The 23,247-nt window shown below is 57.4% G+C and carries 21 protein-coding genes; 17 read left to right on the forward strand and 4 right to left on the reverse strand.

The annotated features are described in order from the left end of the window. The first annotated feature begins 46 nt into the window (after positions 1-46). The 4 genes from argJ (at position 47) to FHS21_RS22805 (ending at position 3,041) form a co-directional block, all read left to right on the forward strand. Entirely contained in the window at positions 47-1,288 is a 1,242-nt protein-coding gene (argJ, locus tag FHS21_RS22790; protein ID WP_112532265.1) for a bifunctional glutamate N-acetyltransferase/amino-acid acetyltransferase ArgJ, read from the forward strand. A 156-nt stretch (positions 1,289-1,444) separates the two neighbouring features. Further along, positions 1,445-2,197, forward strand: coding sequence for a GNAT family N-acetyltransferase (locus tag FHS21_RS22795; protein ID WP_112532263.1), 753 nt, complete (start codon positions 1,445-1,447; stop codon positions 2,195-2,197). Continuing rightward, positions 2,194-2,601: a (deoxy)nucleoside triphosphate pyrophosphohydrolase gene (locus tag FHS21_RS22800; RefSeq protein ID WP_112532262.1), complete on the forward strand. Its 408-nt coding sequence runs from the start codon at positions 2,194-2,196 to the stop codon at positions 2,599-2,601. Before FHS21_RS22795 ends, FHS21_RS22800 begins: the two co-directional genes overlap by 4 nt. Before the next feature lie 110 nt (positions 2,602-2,711). Continuing rightward, positions 2,712-3,041, forward strand: coding sequence for a hypothetical protein (locus FHS21_RS22805; protein ID WP_112532261.1), 330 nt, complete (start codon positions 2,712-2,714; stop codon positions 3,039-3,041). A 146-nt stretch (positions 3,042-3,187) separates the two neighbouring features. On the opposite strand, the gene FHS21_RS22810 is transcribed toward FHS21_RS22805, so the two are convergent. Next, positions 3,188-4,078, reverse strand: coding sequence for a methyltransferase domain-containing protein (locus FHS21_RS22810; RefSeq protein ID WP_112532260.1), 891 nt, complete (start codon positions 4,076-4,078; stop codon positions 3,188-3,190). A 62-nt stretch (positions 4,079-4,140) separates the two neighbouring features. On the opposite strand from FHS21_RS22810, the gene FHS21_RS22815 reads away from it, so the two are divergent. From FHS21_RS22815 to FHS21_RS22835, 5 genes are all read left to right on the forward strand, one after another. Continuing rightward, positions 4,141-4,920, forward strand: coding sequence for a ComF family protein (locus FHS21_RS22815; RefSeq protein WP_112532259.1), 780 nt, complete (start codon positions 4,141-4,143; stop codon positions 4,918-4,920). A gap of 77 nt (positions 4,921-4,997) precedes the next feature. Beyond that, complete coding sequence (grxC, locus tag FHS21_RS22820; protein WP_112532258.1) at positions 4,998-5,267, forward strand: glutaredoxin 3; 270 nt, start codon at positions 4,998-5,000, stop codon at positions 5,265-5,267. A 10-nt stretch (positions 5,268-5,277) separates the two neighbouring features. Further along, positions 5,278-6,144 carry a carbon-nitrogen hydrolase family protein gene (locus FHS21_RS22825; RefSeq protein ID WP_183664105.1) on the forward strand — a complete coding sequence of 289 codons (867 nt, stop codon included), beginning with the start codon at positions 5,278-5,280 and terminating at the stop codon, positions 6,142-6,144. After that, the gene (locus tag FHS21_RS22830; RefSeq protein ID WP_112532256.1) at positions 6,141-6,554 is read left to right on the forward strand and encodes a DUF1178 family protein; all 414 of its coding nucleotides are present in this window, start codon (positions 6,141-6,143) and stop codon (positions 6,552-6,554) included. Before FHS21_RS22825 ends, FHS21_RS22830 begins: the two co-directional genes overlap by 4 nt. Before the next feature lie 64 nt (positions 6,555-6,618). Next, a complete protein-coding gene (locus tag FHS21_RS22835) occupies positions 6,619-7,524 on the forward strand; it encodes a DMT family transporter (RefSeq protein ID WP_112532255.1) in 906 nt (301 codons plus the stop codon). Here FHS21_RS22835 and ubiG read toward each other — a convergent pair. Together ubiG and FHS21_RS22845 are read right to left on the reverse strand one after the other, a co-directional pair. Continuing rightward, positions 7,508-8,254, reverse strand: coding sequence for a bifunctional 2-polyprenyl-6-hydroxyphenol methylase/3-demethylubiquinol 3-O-methyltransferase UbiG (gene ubiG / locus FHS21_RS22840; RefSeq protein ID WP_112532254.1), 747 nt, complete (start codon positions 8,252-8,254; stop codon positions 7,508-7,510). The genes FHS21_RS22835 and ubiG overlap by 17 nt on opposite strands. A gap of 102 nt (positions 8,255-8,356) precedes the next feature. Further along, positions 8,357-8,749 carry a GFA family protein gene (locus FHS21_RS22845; protein WP_112532253.1) on the reverse strand — a complete coding sequence of 131 codons (393 nt, stop codon included), beginning with the start codon at positions 8,747-8,749 and terminating at the stop codon, positions 8,357-8,359. Positions 8,750-8,994: 245 nt separating this feature from the next. On the opposite strand from FHS21_RS22845, the gene FHS21_RS22850 reads away from it, so the two are divergent. The 7 genes from FHS21_RS22850 (at position 8,995) to FHS21_RS22880 (ending at position 20,843) form a co-directional block, all read left to right on the forward strand. Next, positions 8,995-10,248, forward strand: coding sequence for an aspartate kinase (locus FHS21_RS22850; protein ID WP_112532270.1), 1,254 nt, complete (start codon positions 8,995-8,997; stop codon positions 10,246-10,248). A 138-nt stretch (positions 10,249-10,386) separates the two neighbouring features. Further along, entirely contained in the window at positions 10,387-12,627 is a 2,241-nt protein-coding gene (ptsP, locus tag FHS21_RS22855; RefSeq protein WP_112532269.1) for a phosphoenolpyruvate--protein phosphotransferase, read from the forward strand. Between the two features lie 31 nt (positions 12,628-12,658). Continuing rightward, complete coding sequence (prfA, locus tag FHS21_RS22860; RefSeq protein ID WP_210283597.1) at positions 12,659-13,714, forward strand: peptide chain release factor 1; 1,056 nt, start codon at positions 12,659-12,661, stop codon at positions 13,712-13,714. A gap of 5 nt (positions 13,715-13,719) precedes the next feature. Next, entirely contained in the window at positions 13,720-14,589 is an 870-nt protein-coding gene (gene prmC / locus FHS21_RS22865; protein ID WP_183664111.1) for a peptide chain release factor N(5)-glutamine methyltransferase, read from the forward strand. Positions 14,590-14,911: 322 nt separating this feature from the next. Then, positions 14,912-15,730: a DUF4167 domain-containing protein gene (locus tag FHS21_RS31830; protein WP_512699177.1), complete on the forward strand. Its 819-nt coding sequence runs from the start codon at positions 14,912-14,914 to the stop codon at positions 15,728-15,730. Positions 15,731-16,670: 940 nt separating this feature from the next. Then, the gene (clpB, locus tag FHS21_RS22875; protein ID WP_112532249.1) at positions 16,671-19,283 is read left to right on the forward strand and encodes an ATP-dependent chaperone ClpB; all 2,613 of its coding nucleotides are present in this window, start codon (positions 16,671-16,673) and stop codon (positions 19,281-19,283) included. A gap of 177 nt (positions 19,284-19,460) precedes the next feature. Beyond that, positions 19,461-20,843: a L,D-transpeptidase gene (locus FHS21_RS22880; protein WP_112532248.1), complete on the forward strand. Its 1,383-nt coding sequence runs from the start codon at positions 19,461-19,463 to the stop codon at positions 20,841-20,843. A 3-nt stretch (positions 20,844-20,846) separates the two neighbouring features. Here the strand turns inward: FHS21_RS22880 and FHS21_RS22885 are convergent, their stop codons facing one another. After that, positions 20,847-22,799, reverse strand: coding sequence for a peptidoglycan DD-metalloendopeptidase family protein (locus FHS21_RS22885; RefSeq protein ID WP_112532247.1), 1,953 nt, complete (start codon positions 22,797-22,799; stop codon positions 20,847-20,849). Between the two features lie 231 nt (positions 22,800-23,030). Here FHS21_RS22885 and FHS21_RS30445 point away from each other — a divergent pair. Beyond that, positions 23,031-23,247, forward strand: a 217-nt coding sequence (locus FHS21_RS30445) for a hypothetical protein (RefSeq protein WP_210283595.1), incomplete at its 3' end; no start/stop codon positions are given.

The following is a 23,247-nucleotide window of genomic DNA, read 5'->3' on the forward strand; positions in this document are numbered from 1 at the left end:
TAGGTAATTTGTGACCTGTCAAAAAAAGCGCTTTTCGAGGTAGCCGATGTCCACATCCGTCTCTCCGCTGGCTCCGAAACACTATCCGACCGTGCCGGAAATTCACGGGGTAAAGATCGCCACAGCTGAAGCCGGTATCAAATACAAGGGCCGGACAGACGTTTTGCTCATCGTATTCGATCGGCCAACGGCGGTGGCCGGTGTATTCACACGGTCCAAATGCCCTTCGGCAGCCGTGGATTACTGCCGTACAAGTCTTGAGGGTGGCACGGCGCGGGCCGTCGTTGTCAATTCCGGTAATGCCAATGCCTTTACCGGGAAAAAGGGTCGTGAGTCTGCCAAAATGACAGCTGCAGCGGCCGCAAAGGCTGTGGGTTGCAAGCCTCACCATATTTTTCTTGCCTCGACCGGCGTGATCGGTGAGCCGCTCGATGCGGGTAAATTCAGCCATCTTTTGACGGACATGACCAAGAATGCCGTTGCCGAGCGCTGGCAAGATGCCGCGAGCGCCATCATGACGACCGATACGTTTCCCAAGGTCGCAACCGAAACAGTACTGCTGGGCCGTGTGCCGGTGACAATCAATGGCATCGCCAAAGGTGCTGGCATGATCGCGCCGGATATGGCCACGATGCTGTCTTTCGTAGCCACCGATGCACCGATTGCGGCCGATGTGCTGCAGAAGCTCCTGTCGAAATCCGTTGGCAAGAGTTTCAATTCCGTCACCGTCGACAGCGATACATCGACATCCGACACACTGTTGCTTTTCGCCACCGGGTCGGCTGCCGAGCGGGGCGCTGCGCCTGTTACGAAGCTCAAGGACAAGCGTCTCAAGCCTTTCGCCAAAGCGCTTGACCGCGTTCTCAAGGATCTCGCGCTGCAAGTGGTGCGTGACGGCGAGGGCGCACGCAAGATGCTCGAAATCAGCGTAACGGGTGCGACCTCCGCGCGCTCCGCCAAGCGCATTGCGCTGTCGATTGCAAATTCGCCGCTGGTCAAGACGGCGGCTGCTGGCGAAGACGCCAATTGGGGCCGCGTCGTCATGGCCGTCGGCAAGGCTGGCGAGCCGGCCGACCGCGATCGGCTGGCGATCTGGTTCGGGGATATCCGCGTTGCCCGCGAAGGCGAGCGCGATCCGGACTATTCGGAAGAAGCGACCTCCGCCTATATGAAGAATGACGATATCAATATCCGTGTCGACATCGGTCTCGGCAAAGGCAAGGCGACTGTCTGGACCTGTGACCTGACCAAGGAATATGTGGCGATCAATGGCGATTATCGCAGCTGAAAGCCCAACGAAAATTCGCCATGACGGGCTGCAAATGGCGTTTTTCTGCGCTCCGATGCTCACGTACCCAAATGTACGCTGCGCTTCGGTGCTCGAAAACCACCATTTTCGCCGCGTCCTGACGAATTTTCGCTTGGGCTTTAATAGGGATCATGCATGCAGTTAGCCCAAATCAGACAGTTTGAGGCGGTTGGTTTCCGGTCCTGGCCCGCATCGTCGGTGCATTACGATGGAAGCTGGGCAATTCGCATGACGGCCAGCCACCCGTCGAAGCGGTTGAATTCGGTCAATCCGCTCGATCCCGGTGATACCGACAATCTCGAACAGCGGGTGGCACGTGCTGCACAACGGTTTCGCGCCTATGGCAGGCCGCCGATTTTCCGCCAGTCACCGCTCGCGCCGGAAGCACTTGATCATTACCTCGAAGAGCTTGGCTGGGCACGGTTTGATGAATCCATGGTTATGGTCGTCGATCTGGCAAATGTCGATCTTTCGGACGCGCTCGATCAAATTCCGCTCAAAGACATCGGCCGGTTCATCGATGCCGCCTTGCAGGTACAGGGAGACAATGCTGCGCTGAAACCTGGCCTCTTCGAAGTTATCAATGCTATTCGTCCATCCAAGGGCTTGTTCGTCATCGAAGAGGGCGCCGTCCCGGTGTCGACGGCAATCTGTGTGCAGGATGGAGCACTGGCAGGCCTGTTCAACATCGGAACGGCGGCAAACCGGCGTCGCGTGGGCCTTGGCCGGACGATTATCAAATCGGCATTGAAATGGGCCTTGCAGCACGGCGCGAAAAAGGCGTGGTTACAGGTCGAAGTAGCGAACACGGGCGCCGTCGCGCTCTACGAGCAGATGGGCTTCAATGAAGCCTATCGCTATGCTTACAGGCAGGCGCCGGGGACATGAGCGAACACCCGATCGTTCTTGTGACGGCCTGTGCGCTGGTCGACTCTGATGGCCGGGTGTTGCTGACGCAGCGTCCGGAAGGCAAATCGCTCGCCGGTCTCTGGGAGTTTCCGGGCGGCAAGGTCGATCCGGGGGAAACGCCGGAAGAAAGCCTGATCCGCGAACTGCACGAAGAACTCGGTATCATTGTCAAACCGGCTTGCCTCGCGCCGCTGACCTTTGCCAGCCACACCTATGAAACCTTCCATCTGCTGATGCCGTTGTTCATCTGCCGGCGCTATGAGGGAATACCGCGCGGAATGGAGGGGCAGGTTCTCAAATGGGTACGGCCAAAGGACATGCGCGACTATCCAATGCCGCCAGCAGATATCCCGCTCATCCCGTTCCTTGTCGATCTCCTATAACTTTTCGCGACCACAGACTGTATTCTTGCCGCGTTAACTCTGATGCTTAATTGATCCTTCACCTGATTGAGCGACTTTTAGTTAATCTTGACGCGTATTTCAGGTGGGGCATGGGGCGTAAGAACGACTATCTCGATGACGAATTGTTGCAACCGAGCGCTCTTTCGGGTGCAGCCGGAGGCATCCTGCGGATCACGTTGCTGTTCGGTTCGGCAGCCGTTGCGCTGGCTCTGATCATTGCGCCGCTTGCTGATCGCGGTTCGCAGGCTGTCGTCGATTATTCGACCAGCCGTTCCATCGATGAGATCCAGACCGGATCGATCAAGAAGCCCGAACCGATAACCACGTCCACCTATACCATTCGCCGGAGTGTATTGCAGTCTTCACCCAAGGCGGTTTGTATATTGAACAGCGATGGCTCAAAGATCGGCGACTGCTGAGAAAACTCTACTGCGGCGGGCATCTGACGCGATTTTCTGCGCTTCCGGTGCTCACGTACTTAGGTACGCTGCGCTCGTCGCAAGAGCGACTCCAAAAAAACCACGCCATATGTCTCGCCGCAGCGACTTTTCAAATGGGCTCACGATTATTTCTTCTCGTGTGTTTCCACATCCTTAAGAAAATCGGCAAGCGATGCCTTGGCGGAGCCGGGCTTCAACGGCTTCTGCTGCGATTCGTGCGCAGCCCAGCCTGACATCCAGATGAACGAGAACGTCGCCCTGATTCGGCCGTCGGGATCGCTGAAGCGTTCCGCATAAATCTCCGCAACCCGCATGAAATAATGCCGCGTCAATGGCCGGCGCGATCGTCCGATGAGGATATTCTGCATGCCCATGGCGCGCAGGTCACGCATCAGGGCGAAGGCCGAGTCGTAGCGCACCGTATAAGTCTCCATATCGGTGACGGGCAGGGTAAAACCCGCGCGCTGCAACAGGCCGCCGACACCGCGGACATCGGCAAAGGGTACAACGCGCGGAGAGGCACCGCCATAAATCTCGCTCTCAGCCGCCAGCAGGCATTCGCGCAATTCCGCCAACGTATTCTCGCCGGCCATCGCACCGAGGAACAGACCATCGGGTTTTAGCGCGCGACGGATTTGCAAGAAGGTGCCCGGAGTGTCGTTGGTGAGATGCAAGGATAGTAGTGACACAATAAGGTCCATGCTTGCCGGTTTAAGCGGCAGGATCTCCTCATCCGCGACGACTGCAGGAAACGCATTGTCGAGAAACTGCCGCGCGTGCTCGACACGCACGATTGTCGTGACCTTGCCGGACCGCTGGATTGCGCGCGCGGCGAGACCTGTGTGGCTCGCCAGATCCACGGCAACGTCGAATTTACGTTCAACGGCGGACAGGCGCTCTTCCAGATCTTCGCAAGCGCGCGCAAGCAGGAAATCCGCAGAATTTCCATGCTGCCGCAAAGCGCGCAAACGCCTCACCAGCAATAAATTTCGATCGAAGACCTGATGCCGATCCATTCCGGATTTCTCTGATGTCTGTATAGTTGGGGCGTAGATGCGTCGCCTTGGAACGAATTGCAATGAAAACCAGCGGGAAAACAATCGGAGCAACGATAAGTCTCTTCGCACGCAGCGCAACCGATGGGTTGTTTGGACTGCTGTTTCCGCCGGTTTGCGCCGGCTGTGACAAGCATGTCGCCGAGCCAGGCTCACTCTGCGGTCAATGCTGGTCAAAGGTGCGTTTCATCGAGAAGCCCTATTGTCCGGTCCTCGGCATCCCTTTCAGTCATGATCTTGGCGCCGAAATCCTCTCCGCAGAAGCAATTGCCGAGCCGCCGCCGTTCCGTCGCGCCCGTTCAGTCGCCGTGCACGAAGGTGTCATCCGCGATTTGGTGCATCGGCTCAAATATAATGATCGCACTGACCTCGGGCCATGGATGGCGCGCTGGATGGTACGCGCCGGTGGCGAACTGCTGGATGATTGCGATATTATCGTGCCGGTCCCGCTGCACGCGCGACGTTTCTGGTTTCGCCGGTTCAACCAATCCGCCGAACTTGCCCGGCATCTGGCGCGGTCGAGCGGCAAGGCATTCGATCCGGATGCGATCAAACGCATCAAACAGACGAAACAGCAAGTGGGCCTCGGCCTGAACGAGCGTGTCGCCAATGTGCGCGGTGCGTTCAAAGTGCCCGTGACGCAGGAAATCAAGGTGCGCGGCCGCAACGTGCTCCTGATCGACGACGTCTATACAACTGGCGCGACCGTCAAAGCCGCCGCCCGCGCCTTGCTTCGAGGCGGCGCCGTGAGCGTCGATGTTTTGACTTTCGGCCGGGTCTTGTCGAAAGAATTGCCTATTTGACAATGCTTCCGCGCAAAAAACAGGTCTTTTCGGTTAAAGTTTTGATGCCTATATAGAAAGGCAAACGGAGCTTTCGAATGGTTGATGTAACAATCTATACGCGAAACGGTTGTGGTTATTGTACAGCCGCCAAAAGCCTTTTGTCCAAAAAGGGCGTCGCTTTTACCGAGCACAATGCCTCGATCGAACCCGCCGCCCGTCAGGAAATGCTGGCGCGCTCCAATGGGCGCACGACATTTCCGCAAATCTTCATCGGCGACGCTCATGTCGGTGGTTGTGATGATCTGTATGCGCTGGAAAATCAGGGCCGTCTCGACACATTGTTGAAGACCGGCGAACTCGCTTGAGGACGATGATATGAGTTCATTTCGCGCTGCCGCCATCCAGATGCGCTCGGGCACAAACCCGGAAGCCAATGCCGCGGATCTTGCGACCTATGTTGCAGATGCGGCCGGCCAAGGTGCCGTTTACGTCCAGACACCGGAAATGACCGGTTCATTGCAGCGCGATCGCAAGGCTCTTGCCAGTGTTTTGAAAAGTGAGAGCGACGACATCATCGTTCGCACGGCTTCGGAGCTAGCGGCGAAGCACGGAATTCATCTTCATATAGGATCGACTGCGATTGCCCGCGACGATGGCAAGATTGCCAACCGCGCGTTTCTCTTCGGGCCGGACGGCAATATTCTCACGCGGTATGACAAGATCCACATGTTCGACGTCGATCTCGACAATGGCGAAAGCTGGCGCGAGTCCGCTGTCTACGCGCCGGGCGCCGATACGGTCGTGATCGATCTGCCTTTTGCGCGGCTCGGTCTTGCCATCTGCTATGATGTACGTTTTCCGCAATTGTTCCGCGCCCAGGCTCTGGCCGGTGCATCGGTGATTTCGGCGCCTGCCGCTTTCACCCGGCAGACCGGCGAAGCGCATTGGCACGTGCTGCAGCGCGCGCGTGCGATCGAGAATGGCGCCTTCATGATTTCGGCGGCTCAGGGCGGTGTGCATGAGGATGGCCGGGAAACCTATGGTCATTCCATCATCGTCGCGCCGTGGGGTGAGGTTTTGGCGGAGGCCGATCATGCGGAACCTGCGGTTATTGTGGCAGATATCGATCCGGCATTGAGTGCAGCAGCACGAACGAAGGTACCCAACCTCAAGAACGCCCGGCCATTCGGGGTAGTCGTGGAAAACGATGGGCAGGCGACGAGGTTCAACGCCGCATCATGATTCGATTTTCCCTCCACTGCGACCATGACCATGAGTTCGAAGGCTGGTTTCGCAGTAATGACGATTTCGACACGCAAGTGCAGAAGCAGCTCGTTTCCTGCCCTGTCTGCAGTTCGCATAAAGTCGACAAGGCTTTGATGGCGCCGTCGGTTGCCACTGGTCGCCAGAAGGAAAAGATCGCCATTGCGATGAGCAAGATGGCCCGTGAACTGCGTGAAATGGCCAAGAAGGTTCGCGAAAACTCCGACTATGTTGGCAGTGATTTTGCTGAGGAAGCCCGCAAAATTCACTTCGGCGAGGCAGAACAGCGCGGCATTTATGGCGAGGCGACGCGCGACGAAGTCGAAGCGCTCGTGGATGACGGTGTCGATGTGATGCCGCTGCCGGTGTTTCCCGACGACCACAATTGATCTTGATAGGCTGATGGCGATGTCTATGGTGCGGTAGTCGATTCTGACTAACCGGATGAATTCCATGCCATTTCTGAATTCCGCTCCCGCGCTGCTCGTGTTGACGGGAGCTTTTCTGGGGTTGACGTTGCCTTTCGGCAAGTTGGCTTTCGCCGCGGGCATTGCTCCATCACTTTGGGCGTTCGTTATCTCGACCGGCGCCGGGACGGTGCTTCTGGCGGCCTTTCTTCTCATGGGAAAGCGTCCGCGTATCGATGCGCATATGATACGGTACTACCTTATCGCCGCCCTGATCTCCTATGCCATCCCGAACCTCATGACCCTCTCGGCGATTCCACACCTCGGCTCAGGGTTTACGGGGATCATGTACACGTTGTCCCCTGTGTTCACCCTTCTGCTTTCCATCCTTTTCAAGATGCGCAGCCCAAACCTCCTCGGACTTCTCGGCATATTCGTCGGCTTTGCCGGGGCCGTCCTCGTGGGATTTACCCGCGGTCAGGTCGGCCAGCCGGCTGAACCTCTCTGGGTGGCGATTGGCTTGCTCATCCCGGTCCTGCTTGCTCTCGGCAATGTCTATCGCACGATCGATTGGCCGAAAGGTGCTGATCCGACCGAGCTTGCGGCTGGCAGCCATCTGACCACAGCGGTGCTGCTGGTTCCGATTATTTTCTTGATGACAGGCACATTCCCCGTTGAACCACTCGGCGCTGTGCCATGGCTGGTCTTTGTCCAGGTTCTGGCGTCAGCTTGCATGTTCGCGCTGTACTTCCGGCTCCAGGCCGTTGGCGGACCAGTCTATCTCAGCCAGATCGGTTATGTCGGCGCGGCAGTTGCATTGCTCGCCGGAACGCTTTTTCTTGGTGAGGTCTATCAACTCGCAACCTGGATCGGTGCGGCGATCATCACCATTGGCGTGTTGATGACCACGAAAGCCCAGCAGATGCAGCAGAAAGCTACAAAGGTCGCGTAGCCAGAACCATATAGTTTACATTGGTATCGCGTGAACGATTCCAGCTGTCTGCCAAGGGATTATAGGTCACGCCGACTTTTTCCACGACTTCCAGTCCAGCGCGTGACATGGCGGTTTCGAGCTCCTCTGGCCGGACCAGCTTTTCATATTGGTGCGTTCCGCGCGGCAACCAGCGAAGCACATACTCCGCACCGAATATGGCAAGGCCGAGCGCCTTCAAAGTCCGGTTGATGGTGGCGACAAAGGTCATGCCGCCGGGTTTGACCATTTGGGAACAGGCAGACATGTAGAGCTCGACATCGGCAACGTGTTCGACGACTTCCATATTCAGGACCACGTCGAACTGTTCTCCCGCATCGGCGAGAGCTTCGGCAGTCGTTGCGCGATAATCGATCGAGAGCCCGCTCTGCGCCGCGTGGATCTTCGCAACTTCGATATTTGTTTCGCCGGCATCGGCGCCGACGACTGTCGCTCCAAGGCGCGCCATGGGTTCGCACAGAAGGCCGCCGCCGCAACCGATATCAAGAATACGCAAGCCCGCGAAGGGTGCCGGGACATTCGGATCGATGCCGTAGTGGGCGCAGACTTTCTCCTTGATATAGGCAAGGCGTGTGGGATTGAACTTGTGCAAGGGACGGAATTTGCCTTGCGGATTCCACCATTCTGCTGCCATACGCGAGAAACGCTCGACTTCTGCGTCATCAATTGTCGTGCGCTGTGCTGTTGCCATCGGTTCCGTCCTTGTTGTTCTCTTCGAGTGGACCCTTCCAGCAAAAAATGTCAAGCCGTACTCGGCATTCTGCTGCTCACGCCGTCGCACCATTCGTGCGACCTAGTCCTCAAAACGACCCGTGGCTTCACGATCACGGTCGTATCGTTTCATGAGCGGAAACGGCGGCAACCACGACTCGCGACGAATGGTCCAGCTTTCGTAAGTTGGCATCAGTTGGTCGGGGGCATCCAAAGCTCCCAGGTGCACTTCGATTTCGTCTGCTGTGCGGGCGAAAACGGATGAGCCGCAGCGGGGGCAGAAAAACCGTCCAGCGTAGTCGCGTGTTTCGCCGTCGATCGTTACTGCATCCTGAGGGAATACCGCGGCAGCGTAGAAAAGGGCCCCATGGTGCTTGCGGCAGTCGAGGCAGTGACAAAGACCAACCCGGTACGGTCGTCCCGACGCCACAATTCGGACGTTGCCGCACAGGCAGCCGCCAGTGAATCGGTCCATACTGTGTCTCCTTTGAAATCAAGGGAGCGGAATGTTTACAACGAACGGCACTGACCCCGCAATTGCCCGCTGCGGGTGGACCGCGTCGTTGTTCTGTAGCAGGTGATAGTTCAAACAGCCGTCGGGCGTTCTTGCAGTCCGGTGATATTTTCGGTATGGGAGCCGCATTCATTTGGCGGGTGGCTGTTCCGATTCAAGCAGCTCCTTACCAATTTATTTCAGGCATTCCAGAACGGTACCTTCCCATGGCACGCATTGTGATGAAATTCGGTGGCACTTCGGTGGCCGATATTGACCGCATCCGTAATGTGGCCAGGCATGTCAAACGCGAAGTCGATGCGGGACATGAGGTCGCTGTCGTGGTTTCGGCCATGGCAGGGAAGACCAATGAGCTCGTGGCCTGGACGCGGCAGACATCGCCAATGCACGACGCGCGCGAGTATGATGCAATTGTCGCATCAGGCGAGCAGGTGACGGCTGGTCTGCTTGCAATCGCCCTGCAGGCGATGGGCGTCCACGCCCGTTCATGGCAAGGCTGGCAAATTCCGATCAAGACTGACAATGCCCATGGCGCTGCGCGTATTCTCGATATCGATGGTTCGTTCTTGATCGAGCGGTTCGCTGAGGGCCAGGTGGCTGTGATCTCCGGATTTCAGGGCATTGGTCCGGATAATCGCATTTCCACACTGGGACGCGGCGGTTCAGATACCAGTGCGGTTGCAATCGCAGCTTCGGTGAAGGCCGATCGATGTGATATCTATACCGACGTCGATGGTGTCTACACGACCGATCCGCGCGTCGAACCGAAGGCGCGGCGGCTGTCGCGGATATCGTTCGAAGAAATGCTGGAGATGGCATCTCTTGGCGCGAAAGTCCTGCAGGTGCGGTCTGTCGAGCTTGCCATGGTGCACAAAGTGCGCACCTTTGTAAGGTCCAGTTTCGAGGACCCCGATGCGCCGGGCATGGGTGATCTCATCAATCCGCCCGGAACGCTTATTTGCGACGAGGAAGAAATCGTGGAACAGCAGGTTGTCACAGGAATTGCCTACGCCAAGGACGAAGCCCAGATTTCGCTGCGCCGTGTTGCCGACCGTCCGGGCATATCCGCCGCTATTTTTGGCCCGCTCGCCGAGTCGCATATCAATGTCGACATGATCGTCCAGAATGTTTCCGAAGACGGTACCAAGACCGACATGACTTTCACCGTGCCCTCGGGCGATCTCGACAAGGCTCTCGTGGTCCTCGAAAAGGTCAAGGCGGAGATCGGCTGCGACATCATCCAGTCGGAAGCCGGCATGGTCAAGGTATCGGTCATAGGTATTGGCATGCGCAGTCATGCGGGTGTTGCCGCAACGGCGTTTCGCGCGCTGGCAGACAAGGGAATCAACATCCGGGCCATCACGACCTCGGAGATTAAGATTTCCATTCTAATTGATGGCCCGTATGCGGAACTTGCCGTACGCACTTTGCATTCTGTGTACGGTCTGGATAAGCATTAGAATCAAGAAAATGTTTGTCGGCCGCGTCGCTGGCTGACATGATCACTCGAATGCGGTGAGGCCATCCGGTCTTGCCGGTATTCTTATGGAGAAAGGCCCCCAGTGCCAACGCGCGAGCAGACAACAGGTCCCCGTGTCATGCTGAAGCGTCTTCGCGAATTGATGGCGGAGGCGCTTGAGCCGCAGGAGAGGCTTGACCGGATCGTTCGCGATATCGCGCAGAACATGGTTGCGGAAGTGTGCTCGTTCTACGTTCTTCGCTCCGATGGTGTCCTGGAACTTTATGCAACCGAAGGTTTGAACCCGTCCGCCGTGCATTTGGCGCAATTGCGTCTTGGGCAGGGCCTTGTCGGTACCATCGCAGCCAGCGCCCGCCCGCTCAATCTGACCGACGCGCAGACACATCCGGCCTTCGCCTATCTGCCGGAGACGGGCGAGGAGGTCTACAATTCATTCCTTGGCGTGCCGATCCTCCGGGCGGGGCGCACCCTGGGCGTCCTCGTCGTGCAGAACCGGACCAAGCGCGTCTATCGCGAGGATGAGGTCGAAGCGCTCGAAACGACGGCCATGGTGCTGGCAGAAATGGTTGCCGCCGGCAGTCTGACGCGGCTTGCACGGCCTGGGGTCGAACTCGACATGGGCAAGCCCATGAGCTTCAGCGGGAGCGCCTTCAATGATGGCGTTGGCCTCGGGCACGTCGTGCTGCATGAGCCGCGCATCGTCGTCACAAATCTCTTCAACGAGAATATCGACACGGAAATCGACCGGCTCGAAACGTCGCTCGGTTCATTGCGCATTTCGATCGATGACATGTTGTCGCGCCGTGATGTGGCGTTCGAGGGCGAGCATCGCGAAGTGCTCGAAGCCTATCGCATGTTCGCACACGATACGGGATGGGTGCGGCGTCTCGAAGAGGCAATTCGCAACGGCCTGACGGCGGAAGCCGCAGTTGAAAAAGTGCAAAGCGATACCCGCGCCCGGATGATGCACCTGACAGATCCCTACATGCGTGAGCGGCTGAGCGATTTCGACGACCTCGCCAACCGTCTGCTGCGCCAGCTGATGGGCCGTGATGTCAAGACCATGGCGGGTTCCCTCGCCAAGGACGCCATCATCATCGCCCGCTCGATGGGCGCCGCAGAACTTCTGGACTACCCGCGCGAACGCCTGCGAGGTCTTGTGCTCGAAGATGGTGCCGCGACCAGCCACGTGGTGATCGTAGCCCGCGCCATGGGCATCCCGGTTGCCGGGCAGGTCAAGGGCGTCGTCTCGATGGCCGAAAACAACGACGCTGTGATCGTCGATGGTGACGATGGCCGCGTTCATTTGCGCCCGCAGTCGGACGTGGAAGCCGCCTACACGGAGAAGGTCAAATTCCGCGCCAAGCGTCAGGCGCTTTACCGGGAATTGCGCGACCAGCCTTCGATGACGAAGGATGGAGTGCATATTTCGCTCCTGATGAATGCCGGTCTGCTCGTCGACCTGCCGCAATTGGTGGAAGCTGGTGCTGCTGGCATCGGCTTGTTCCGTACCGAACTTCAATTCATGGTCGCCTCGACTTTCCCGCGTGCCGAACAGCAGGAGCGGCTCTATCGTTCCGTATTGGATGCCGCTGGCGACAAGCCGGTGACATTCCGGACGCTCGATATAGGCGGCGACAAGGTGCTGCCCTATTTTCGCAGCGATGCCAATGAAGAAAACCCTGCCATGGGCTGGCGGGCGATCCGCCTGACGCTCGATCGCCCGGGCCTGTTGCGTACGCAGGTACGCGCGCTTTTGAAAGCGGCGGGCGGACGCGAGCTCCGGCTGATGCTGCCGATGGTCACGGAAGTGGCAGAAGTGCGCAAGGCCAGCGAACTGATCAACCGTGAGGTGCAGCACCTGTCGCGCTTCGCCCACAATCTGCCGACGCGTGTCAAGATAGGGGCAATGGTCGAGGTGCCATCATTGCTGTGGCAACTCGACGAACTGATGTCGGTGGTGGATTTTGTCTCGGTTGGCTCGAACGACCTGTTTCAATTCGTCATGGCGGTCGATCGCGGCAATTCGATCATCACCAATCGGTTCGACAATCTGTCGGTGCCCTTCTTGCGCGTATTGCGTCAGATCGCCGATGCCGGAAACCGCAACAATACGGACGTGACGCTCTGCGGTGAAATGGCGGGAAAGCCGCTTTCTGCCATGGCGCTGATCGGGCTTGGATATCGATCCATCTCGATGTCGCCCGCATCGATCGGCCCGATCAAGGCCATGCTCGGCACTGTCGATGTGGCAGAACTTACCGCGCAACTCGCCGATGCGATCGACAATCACGGCGAAACCGGATCGTTGCGCCATGTCCTGACCAAGTTCGCAGAGCGAGCTGGCGTCCCATTGTGAGGTTTGAGTGAGTTCTATTCCGCAGGATCGTATGGATCAACTGCTGAAGCGTTTCTCCATGATGGAGACGCAGATGGCGAGCAATCCTGATTCCGAAACCTATGTGAAGCTGGCTTCGGAGTATTCCGAGCTTGAGCCCGTGGTCGTCAAGATCCGCGATCTGCTCGCTGCGCGCAGCGAAGCGGAAGGCTTGCAGGTCATGCTCGATGACAGCGCCACCGACAGGGACATGCGGGAATTGGCGGAAGCCGAGCTGCCCGACATCGAGGAGCGCATCGAGGAACTGGAGAAGGATATCCAGGTCCTCCTTTTGCCGAAAGACGTCGCTGACGAGCGCAACGCCATCCTCGAAATTCGTGCCGGCACCGGCGGTTCGGAGGCGGCGCTGTTCGGTGGTGATCTGTTTCGCATGTATGAGCGCTATGCCGCCGCAAACGGATGGCGCGTCGAGCTGATATCGGCCAGCGATGGCGAGGCCGGCGGCTACAAGGAAGTGATCGCCATGGTTTCGGGCAAGGGCGTTTTCGCCAAGCTGAAGTTCGAATCGGGCGTCCACCGGGTACAGCGCGTGCCGGATACCGAGGCGAGCGGCCGCATTCATACGTCCGCCGCGACAGTTGCCGTACTGCCGGAAGCCGAGGAGATCGACATCGATATCCGCCCCGACGATATCCGAATCGATACGATGCGCGCATCCGGTTCTGGCGGTCAGCACGTCAATACGACCGACTCGGCGGTGCGTATCACGCATATTCCTTCCGGTATCGTCGTCGTACAGGCAGAGAAGTCGCAGCATCAGAACCGTGCCCGGGCAATGCAGGTGTTGCGTTCGCGTCTGTTCGACATGCAGCGCCAGAAAGCGGACAGCGAGCGCTCCGAGGCCCGGCGCAGCCAGGTTGGTTCGGGTGATCGTTCCGAGCGCATCCGCACCTATAATTTCCCGCAGGGGCGTGTGACCGATCATCGCATCAACCTGACGCTCTACAAGCTCGATCGCATCATGGAAGGCGATCTCGATGAACTCATAGGCGCGCTGATCTCCGACTACCAGACAGCATTACTCGCCCAGATGAACGAAAGCTTTTGACTGCCATGGCAGAGCATGGGACGCGCCTGGCCGATGTGCACAGAGAGGCGCGGGCCCGGCTGACTGCAGCAGGAATCGAAACAGCCGATCTTGACGCACGCCTTCTGGTTGAGTGGGTGACTGGACACGACCGGCTGGAGGCGATCCGCAATCCCGCTCGCCATATCGACCAGGCGATCGTTGCGCAGCTTCACACGGTCCTTACCCGGCGAATCAATGGCGAGTCCGTGCATCGTATCATCGGCAAGCGTGCCTTTTTTGGTATCGAACTTGGGCTTTCGGCCGATACACTCGAGCCTAGACCCGACACCGAAGCCTTGGTGGAACTTGCGATCCCTTTTCTGCGCCAGCGTATAGAGGAGCAGGGTGTCGCGGACCTGATCGACCTTGGAACCGGGACGGGCGCGATAGCCTTGGCGTTGCTCGACCAATTCAGCCAATTGCGTGCAGTGGGCGTCGATATTTCTGCGGCTGCCCTTGATACGGCGCGTGACAATGCCCACATCAACAACGTATCAGATCGTTTTGCAGGCCTTCATTCGGATTGGTTTTCTGAGGTAAGTGGCTCGTTCGACCTGATTATTTCCAATCCGCCGTATATACCATCGCTTGAGATAGCCGGCTTGCAACGCGAAGTTGTGCTGCACGACCCGATCGGGGCCCTGGATGGCGGGCAGGATGGCCTCACTCCCTACCGAATCATTGCCGGGCACTCCCGGCAGCATCTCAGGCAAGGTGGTGCGGTCGCATTGGAAATTGGTTTTGGACAACGCAGTGATATCGAGGCGATCTTTTCAAAGGAGAAATTCGCTTTGGATGCTGTCCAGAAAGATATTGGTGGGCGCGAAAGGGCACTTTTATTCACACCAATGTAAAAAGATTGAAAAAAGGCTTGGAATTTGGCTGGAACACGGCTAGTTTCCGGGGACCGCACTAAACCGAAACAAATCTGGTCTGCCTATCAAGAGATTGATACGGAAATTCCGGGTGTTTGATTTCTCTTCGGAAATAGCTTTGGGGAAATGGTTTTTGCGGCAGCACAAAAGTTTTATGAAACTTTGGATGCGATTGAAGCGCGGGGCGCGCTTCAGGTCGGCACTTGAGAAGCGAAGCTTTTTGACTCAAATGGTGAGCAAATTAGCGCCCCTGATTTTCTGAAAAGAGATAAGTATGAGGCCAGTACAGCAGAATAGGCGCATGCGCGGACGCGGTAACAATAATAACCGCAGCAAAGGTCCCAACCCATTGTCCCGTAACTACGAGAGCAACGGCCCCGATGTCAAAATCCGGGGGAATGCTCAGCACGTCGCCGAAAAATATACCACTCTTGCACGGGATGCACAGAGTGCCGGTGACCGCGTGATGGCTGAAAACTATCTCCAGCACGCCGAGCACTATAATCGAATCATTCTTGCGGCTCAGGCTCAGGCGCCTGTCCAGTATCAGCGCGATGATCAGGATCAGGATCAGGACGATGAGAACGGCTATGACGATGATGGCATGAACAATGGCAACGGCAACGGCAACGATACCGATCGTCAGGAAGTTCCTGAACGCCAGGAGTTCTCGCAGCGCCAGGATCGTCAGCAGCGTCAAGATCGCCAGGACCGGCCGGAGCGTCAAGATCGCCCGGAACGTCAGGATCGCCGCGACCGGCAAGACCGGCAAGAACGTGTGATGCATCAGCCGATCAACGGCAGCGGACCACAGCCAATCATTCAGGGTACACCCGCCGAAGTCGTTTATGACGACGACACGGTCAGCCAGCGTCAACCCCAACCTCAGCCACAGGTCCAGCCGGTTGAAAATGGCACTGCTGCGGCACCCGAGGCAGAGGCTGCCGAAGCAAAGCCAGCGCGTCGCGCACCACGTGGCCGCAGACCAGCCCGGCCGCGCGTCACCGAGGAAAATGGTGCTGAAGCAAGTGCTGCTCCGGACACCGCCAACGATCTGTCGCCAGCCGGCATCGTTGCCGAGGTGAAGAAGCGCCGGACAGCGGTCGAATCCGACGTTTGATCTTATTGATCTGAACGGATTGAAAATTGCGCCACTCGCAGGGAAGCCTGCGGGTGGCGGTTTGATTCCGGGAGGTCGTTGAGAAGTGTCAGATCCGAGGGACAAAGTTTGCCGGATGGCAACGCTGCTGTGCGTGGTTCGACAAGCTCACCATGAGGGAGACGGGTGGGCTGCATGATAACCGGAGGCGTCATGACAGCCACACGACAACCGGCTCCGCGCGACAGACGTCAGCGCAGCAATCCTTGGCTCCCTGCAGCCCACCCGTCTCCCTCATGGTGAGCTTGTCGAACCACGCACAGCGGCAAATGCCATCCGGAAAATCAGCAGCCTTGAAGCGTTCAATCTAAAAATAATCGTGGCTACTTATCCAACACCTCCAAACCTGACTTATTCTAGTCCCGTCCTTTCCACGGGAACTGCTTCCGGAGCCGTTCGAAGTGGGGAGAGGATCGGCGCCTCCGATGGCGGGTGACGGACCCGCTGTCCGGGGAAGTTCTGTCCAAGGGTTCCCTGCTGGTACTATGACCGGCGTGTGCTGGACGAGCACTTCGAAAGGGGCGCGTAGGCGACGCATGGAATATCGCAAATGGTATTCCCCGGTGCCGAGGCCTCCCAAGCGGAACGGACGGGATCAAAAGACGCCGGACGGGCGGTCTTCGGATCGCATTTTATTCTACCAAGACGCGCTTCGACGACCGCCCGTCTTCCCAGCATGCAAGCAATGGCCAGACTCCTAGGAGGGCGTGGCAAGGGTGGGGCTTTTTGTGCTAAAACAACAAGTCACAGGCAGTACAAAAGCTGGAATTCCGATCTTGCAGGCTGCGGACAATATTCCCATATCTGCTTCGAGCGAATGGGTCTGCCTCTTGCAGGGGGCCCGTCACCAACACACCGTGCGATGCCGCTTGAAGGGTCGTTCGGGAAAAGGAGACACCATATGAACATTGAAAAATATACCGAGCGCGTCCGGGGGTTCATCCAGTCAGCACAGACCTTTGCCCTCTCATCCAACCACCAGCAATTTGCACCCGAACATTTGTTGAAGGTCCTGGTCGATGACGAGGAGGGCCTTGCCGCATCCCTGATCGAGCGGGCAGGCGGGCGCATAGCTGATGTACGCCTTGGCTTGCAGGCAGCACTCGATGCAATGCCGAAAGTAACCGGCGGCAACGGCCAGCTTTATCTTGCCCAGCCCTTGGCCAAGGTTTTCACGACTGCAGAGGAACTGGCGCAGAAAGCTGGCGACAGTTTTGTTACTGTCGAACGGCTTCTGACTGCGATGGCCATTGAAAAGTCCGCCAAGACCGCGGACATATTGAACCGCGCCGGCGTGACCGCCGCGGGTCTCAATGCCGTCATCAACGACATCCGCAAGGGGCGGACCGCAGATTCGGCTTCAGCAGAAAACACCTACGACGCCTTGAAGAAATATGCACGCGATCTCACCGCGGATGCACGTGCCGGGAAGCTCGATCCTGTCATTGGGCGCGATGATGAAATCCGCCGCACTATCCAAGTATTGTCGCGGCGCACCAAGAATAATCCAGTGCTGATTGGCGAGCCGGGCGTCGGCAAGACGGCAATTGCCGAGGGCCTTGCGCTGCGTATCGTCAATGGCGATGTGCCTGAATCACTGAAAGACAAGCAATTGATGGCGCTCGATATGGGCGCTCTCATTGCCGGTGCGAAATATCGTGGTGAATTCGAGGAGCGGCTGAAAAGTGTGCTGTCCGAAGTCACTTCGGCGAATGGCGAGATCATCCTGTTCATCGACGAGATGCACACGCTTGTGGGCGCCGGCAAGGCCGAAGGCGCGATGGATGCCTCAAACCTGCTCAAGCCAGCCTTGGCGCGCGGCGAACTGCACTGCGTTGGCGCGACGACGCTCGACGAATATCGCAAACATGTCGAAAAAGATGCGGCGCTTGCCCGCCGGTTTCAGCCGGTGTTTGTCGATGAGCCGACGGTGGAAGATACCATCTCGATCTTGCGCGGCCTGAAGGAGAAATACGAGCAGCATCATAAAGTTCGAATTTCCGATTCGGCGCTTGTTGCTGCAGCGACACTGTCCAACCGCTACATCACCGACCGGTTCCTGCCCGACAAGGCGATCGATTTGATCGATGAAGGCGCAGCACGGCTTCGCATGCAGGTCGATTCCAAGCCGGAAGAACTGGACGAGATCGACCGGCGTATCATGCAGTTGAAGATCGAACGCGAGGCGCTGAAGGTCGAAAAAGACGACGCATCCCGAGATCGTCTTGAGCGGCTGGAGAAGGAACTCGCCGATCTGGAAGAACAGTCGACCGCGATAACCAACACATGGCAGGCTGAAAAGCAGAAGCTCGGCCATGCGGCCGATTTGAAGCGGCAGCTTGACGATGCACGCAATGCGCTTGCATCTGCCCAGCGCAACGGTGAATTCCAGAAGGCCGGCGAGCTTGCCTACGGGACGATCCCCCAGTTGGAAAAGCAGCTGGCGGAGGCCGAACAGCATGACGGTTCGACCTCGATGGTCGAAGAAATCGTGACACCGGATCATATCGCTCAGGTTGTTTCGCGCTGGACTGGCATTCCTGTAGACCGGATGCTGGAAGGCGAACGTGAGAAGCTGTTGCGTATGGAGGATGAACTGGCCAAGCGGGTCGTCGGTCAGGGCGAAGCAGTTCAGGCTGTGTCGAAAGCCATTCGCCGCGCGCGTGCAGGCTTACAGGATCCGAACCGGCCTATCGGCTCGTTCATCTTTCTTGGGCCAACAGGTGTCGGCAAGACGGAGCTGACGAAAACGCTGGCTTCATTCCTGTTCTCGGACGAGACGGCCATGGTCCGGCTGGACATGTCCGAATATATGGAAAAGCATTCGGTCTCGCGGCTGATCGGCGCGCCTCCCGGCTATGTCGGTTATGAAGAGGGTGGTGCTCTTACCGAGGCTGTCCGGCGCAGGCCTTATCAGGTGGTTCTCTTCGACGAGATCGAAAAGGCCCATCCGGATGTGTTCAACGTGCTTCTGCAGGTTCTTGACGATGGCCGTCTGACCGATGGTCAGGGGCGTACTGTCGATTTCCGCAACACGCTGATCATCATGACATCGAACCTCGGGGCCGAATACCTTGTCGGGCTGTCAGAGGGCCAGGATGTCGAGGAGGTTCGTGAAGAGGTGATGAACGTCGTCAAGGCTTCGTTCAGGCCGGAGTTCCTCAACCGTGTGGATGAGATCATCCTGTTCCATCGGTTGCAGCGCAAGGAGATGGGCAAGATCGTGGCAATCCAGCTGCAGCATCTGCAGTCGCTTCTCACAGATCGCAAGATCGTTTTGAAGATCGATGAGGATGCAACGAACTGGCTGGCCGAGAAGGGCTACGATCCTGCCTATGGTGCGCGACCGTTGAAGCGCGTGATCCAGAAGGAAGTGCAAGACCCGCTGGCCGAAAGGATCCTGCTCGGCGAGATACTGGATGGCTCCACGGTCAAGATCACCGCTGGGTCGGACAGGCTGAACTTCAAGTCTGTTAAATCCGCTCCCGAACGGGAAAAGAGTGAGGCCGCCTGAGTGCGCCCTGCACAAAACAGCAAACAAAGGAGATGGCCGCCATATAGCGGCCATTTTCACGTCCCGTTCATTCGATAAATGCAACGATAAAAGCCTATAGTCATTAACCATAAAGACAGGAAAATCGGTCATTTATGCTTAACGACAAGTTAGTGGCAGAAACCGGAAGCTGAAGGCATGACGTCTTATCGTTCATTATTTGGAATTTTGTTGATTGCTTCAACAGGTGCTGTCGCTCCGTTCACCGCACAAGCCGCAGAAAGCACTGTGCCCGTCGTCAACGATCAGGCTTCATATACCGTTGCGCAATGGTTCGAACCGCGCGAGCGGCGGCAAGCTTATCGATCCTATTTTGACGAGTATGGCCGTAAAATTACCGTGGATCGCCGCGGGCGGATCGTTTCGGTCGAAGAGGCGCAAACCAATCAGTCGAATGAGGGGACGGATTATTTTCCCGATGCGCCGCAAGATCCTTATGACACGGGTGCGATTTCGAATGATCCTTACGGCACGGCACTGCCTTCCGAGAGCGACTATGGCAGCGTCAACCGCGAACCTTTGCCGCCAGCCAATGGCGAATCGGATTTGCAGCCCACCGATCCGAACCTTGTCGAACCGGGTGCGCCGAGCGATGGCCTGACAGATGTTCCGCAGCAGGAGCAGATACCGGTTCATCCGAACCCAGCACCGACGATAGAATTGCCGAAGGGACAGGGCGCGAAAGCCAAGATCGCCGCCATCCAGGTTCTGCTTGACCGGATTGGTGTGTCGCCAGGCGTTATCGATGGTCACAAGGGCGGGAACGTCGACAAGGCTGTTGCCGCTTTCGAGGAAATGACCGGACAACAGTTCGATCCTCTCAATGAAGAAGGCATTAATGCCTCGTTGGAACAGACCGGCGGTCCGGCGTTCATGGCCTATACGATCACATCCGAAGATGCCGCTTATCCATTCGTTGCATCCATTCCGGAAGATTACAGCCACAAGGCGCAACTGGAGCGCATGGCCTTCACATCAGTGACGGAAATGCTGGCCGAGCGGTTTCACATGGACGAGAACTATCTGAAAGAGATGAATCCCGGCGTGGATTTCAACACGCCAGGTGTTGCCATTCAGGTTGCAAATACCGGCCAGAATGCCGGCGGCGCCGTGACGCGTATCATTGCGGACAAGGGCCGCAAACAGGTCCGTGGATATAATGCCGAGGGGCGGCTGGTCGTTGCCTATCCGGCAACGATCGGGTCAACCGATACGCCATCGCCTTCGGGTACGGTGCAGGTCGAGCGGGTTGCTCTCAATCCGAATTATACCTACAACCCGAAAATCAACTTCAAGCAGGGCGAGAACAATTCGGTTTTGACGATACCGCCGGGACCGAACGGCCCTGTCGGGACCGTGTGGATCGCCTTGTCGAAGCCGACCTACGGGATTCACGGCACACCTGAGCCGTCAAAGATCGGCAAGACGAACAGTCATGGTTGTGTGCGCCTGACCAATTGGGACGCGACGGAACTGTCGAAGCTCGTTCAGAAGGGCGTAACAGTCGAATTCCAGGAGTAGGGTTCAGCCGCTGGCAGCGACCTTGGTCCCCTTCGCTTCGTCATCCTTAAGAAGCTGATCGATACGTTCACGCTCGCGCTTGAATGCGACCAGATCATCGCCGCCAAGTTCACCGCCGCTCGGAAGGCGGATGCGCATCGGATCGACTTTGGAACCGTTGACGATCACCTCGTAGTGCAAATGCGGGCCAGTCGAAAGCCCGGTTGATCCGAGGTAACCTATAACCTGGCCCTGCCGCACCTTCGCACCCGGGATCACGCCGCTGGCTATAGCGTTCTGATGTGAATAGCTGCTTTCATAACCGTTGGAATGGCGAATAAGCGTCTGGTTGCCATAGCCGTTGGTCCAACCCGCTCGTTCGACGACACCATTGCCTGCAGCGATGATTGGCGTTCCACGCGGAGCTGACCAGTCCACACCCGTATGCATGCGGGAATAACCAAGGATGGGATGACGCCGCATGCCGAAGGGTGAACGGAAGATGCCGTTCGGTACCGGTTTACGCAGTAGGAACTGCTTGGAGCTCTTTCCGTCCTCGTCGTAATAGTCGGTGTTGCCGTCCTTGCTGTGGAACCGGTAGAATTTTTTCAGGTCGCCGCCAAAATTGGCGGCAACGTAGAGAATTTCCGAATCGTCGCCGGCCTTCTCCGAATCCGCCGGAAGAGAGAACAGCGCTTCCAATTCATCGGTCGGCGATAGCTGCGACTGGAAATCGACATCCGAAGCAAGCATCCTGATGAGCTGTTTGATCATCTGGTCCGTCATGCCATAGGCGACACCGGCGCGGTAGATGCCGTCATAGATAGTGGGCAAATCTTCAGTCCGGCGTGAAACCGGGGGATTGTCGTCGAATGCGACCTGTAGGCCAGGTGTCATCTCCGGTTCGTCCGCCGGGACATATTGGTCGCGGTCGTTGAGGGCGATCGTCAGGACATGCGTACTTCCATTATAGACGCTGGCCCGCATGATCCTGTCGGTATTGTTCCGGGACTCGATTCCAAGCCGTAATACGCTGCCGCTTTTCAAACGCGGCGAGTTCAGCAGCTTGGCGATGGCCTCCGACATGCCAGTAGCGTCGCCATTCTCGTAGCCCGCATCATTGAGTGCAGCCAGAATATCCTTGTCACTGCGGAACGGAATGAGTTCTTCCGAATAACCGGCACTCTCGGCGTCCTCGGACAGCCGGGGAGAGACGCTGACATTTTCCTGAATGATTTTGACAGCAAGGGGACTGCGAAGATTATAAGGATCCTCATCTGTACCAAATCGCAGCGGGTCCACGTAATGGAGAGAAGCGACCTGAATCGCTCCATCGGTCAGAAGTGAGCCAGTGTTGCGGACAACCTCTTCCACGTCATCCACACTCAGATCATCGGCGGGATCGTATTGCGCCGTCGCCAAGGGGAAATCCACGGTACGGAGGCTTACTTCGCTCTCCACCTTTGCGCCGTAGATCAGGCCTGTTTTCGGGGTCGGGTCCGTGCCCTCATTGGCTTCTGCGAACACGTCGAGCGGGTTGAAAGCGGGATAGCGACGATTCGTGTTGTGGACATCGGCGAGCGCGATGTGGACGAATTCGAACGGCATTGAACGAATGACGTCCCGCTCGCCATCCTTGAACATGGTTGAAACATCGAGCCGCCTGCGGTCGCGATTTTTCTGGATGGGTGTCGTTGCGGCGACGCGGGCGCCTTTGGTGACATCGGAATTGCCGCCCGGCGCAGGCATTGCATTGCGAGCCATCAATTCCGGCGGAGTTGCCAGCTGTTCGCGGCCATCAAGCGCTGCAAACAGGGCCACACCCATCAATATGCTGGAAGTGATACCAGTAAGAAAGGTGCCGGCAAGCCATCGCGCCGAGATCTCACGCCGATCCGGCGGGCCACGACGGCCGTCCGTAATCAACGGCGGCTCGTTGCCCGGATCGATTGATGAGTGCCCCTCGTACTCGTTCATACTGTTAAGTGTTGATCCTGTCGCCGTTATAGACTGCGGGCTTATGAGATTTTTCGGCGCTTGCCGACCAGCCTTGTACTGGTATGAAATCGATTGGGACGCAGTTTTGCCCTCCCAGCTTGCCTATGTCAACGCGCGGTCCCGCAAGCCTGTGCAAATGCTGCGTGGCGCAGAATGATAGATGGGACTGATCGTGTGGCATTGGAGCGAGCGCTATGCAGGGATTTGGGCATGTTTGTGGCCGATCCATTCACATTTCAATTCGCTGGCTATATCCACGAGGAGCGACTTTGCATGTTAAAACCGCGTCCCAAAAGACTCTGTCATATTTTTCACAATTTCTTCAAAATCGATGTTGACAGGTTTGTTAGGTGGGGTCTATATACCGGCACAACGAGGGCGGGGCGCCGCTGGCGGTTGCCGAATGCGCCCTATAGTTTGGTTGACT

Origin of the sequence: Phyllobacterium trifolii (genome assembly GCF_014192095.1) — a bacterium.
Lineage (GTDB): Bacteria > Pseudomonadota > Alphaproteobacteria > Rhizobiales > Rhizobiaceae > Phyllobacterium > Phyllobacterium trifolii.

What these genes read in the sequence shown, in the direction of transcription:
- argJ (WP_112532265.1), top strand. Translation starts at nt 47, where the DNA reads ATGTCCACATCCGTCTCTCCGCTGGCTCCGAAACACTATCCGACCGTG.
- FHS21_RS22795 (WP_112532263.1), top strand. Translation starts at nt 1,445, where the DNA reads ATGCAGTTAGCCCAAATCAGACAGTTTGAGGCGGTTGGTTTCCGGTCC.
- FHS21_RS22800 (WP_112532262.1), top strand. Translation starts at nt 2,194, where the DNA reads ATGAGCGAACACCCGATCGTTCTTGTGACGGCCTGTGCGCTGGTCGAC.
- FHS21_RS22805 (WP_112532261.1), top strand. Translation starts at nt 2,712, where the DNA reads ATGGGGCGTAAGAACGACTATCTCGATGACGAATTGTTGCAACCGAGC.
- FHS21_RS22810 (WP_112532260.1), bottom strand. Translation starts at nt 4,078, where the DNA reads ATGGATCGGCATCAGGTCTTCGATCGAAATTTATTGCTGGTGAGGCGT.
- FHS21_RS22815 (WP_112532259.1), top strand. Translation starts at nt 4,141, where the DNA reads ATGAAAACCAGCGGGAAAACAATCGGAGCAACGATAAGTCTCTTCGCA.
- grxC (WP_112532258.1), top strand. Translation starts at nt 4,998, where the DNA reads ATGGTTGATGTAACAATCTATACGCGAAACGGTTGTGGTTATTGTACA.
- FHS21_RS22825 (WP_183664105.1), top strand. Translation starts at nt 5,278, where the DNA reads ATGAGTTCATTTCGCGCTGCCGCCATCCAGATGCGCTCGGGCACAAAC.
- FHS21_RS22830 (WP_112532256.1), top strand. Translation starts at nt 6,141, where the DNA reads ATGATTCGATTTTCCCTCCACTGCGACCATGACCATGAGTTCGAAGGC.
- FHS21_RS22835 (WP_112532255.1), top strand. Translation starts at nt 6,619, where the DNA reads ATGCCATTTCTGAATTCCGCTCCCGCGCTGCTCGTGTTGACGGGAGCT.
- ubiG (WP_112532254.1), bottom strand. Translation starts at nt 8,254, where the DNA reads ATGGCAACAGCACAGCGCACGACAATTGATGACGCAGAAGTCGAGCGT.
- FHS21_RS22845 (WP_112532253.1), bottom strand. Translation starts at nt 8,749, where the DNA reads ATGGACCGATTCACTGGCGGCTGCCTGTGCGGCAACGTCCGAATTGTG.
- FHS21_RS22850 (WP_112532270.1), top strand. Translation starts at nt 8,995, where the DNA reads ATGGCACGCATTGTGATGAAATTCGGTGGCACTTCGGTGGCCGATATT.
- ptsP (WP_112532269.1), top strand. Translation starts at nt 10,387, where the DNA reads ATGCTGAAGCGTCTTCGCGAATTGATGGCGGAGGCGCTTGAGCCGCAG.
- prfA (WP_210283597.1), top strand. Translation starts at nt 12,659, where the DNA reads ATGGATCAACTGCTGAAGCGTTTCTCCATGATGGAGACGCAGATGGCG.
- prmC (WP_183664111.1), top strand. Translation starts at nt 13,720, where the DNA reads ATGGCAGAGCATGGGACGCGCCTGGCCGATGTGCACAGAGAGGCGCGG.
- FHS21_RS31830 (WP_512699177.1), top strand. Translation starts at nt 14,912, where the DNA reads ATGCGCGGACGCGGTAACAATAATAACCGCAGCAAAGGTCCCAACCCA.
- clpB (WP_112532249.1), top strand. Translation starts at nt 16,671, where the DNA reads ATGAACATTGAAAAATATACCGAGCGCGTCCGGGGGTTCATCCAGTCA.
- FHS21_RS22880 (WP_112532248.1), top strand. Translation starts at nt 19,461, where the DNA reads ATGACGTCTTATCGTTCATTATTTGGAATTTTGTTGATTGCTTCAACA.
- FHS21_RS22885 (WP_112532247.1), bottom strand. Translation starts at nt 22,799, where the DNA reads ATGAACGAGTACGAGGGGCACTCATCAATCGATCCGGGCAACGAGCCG.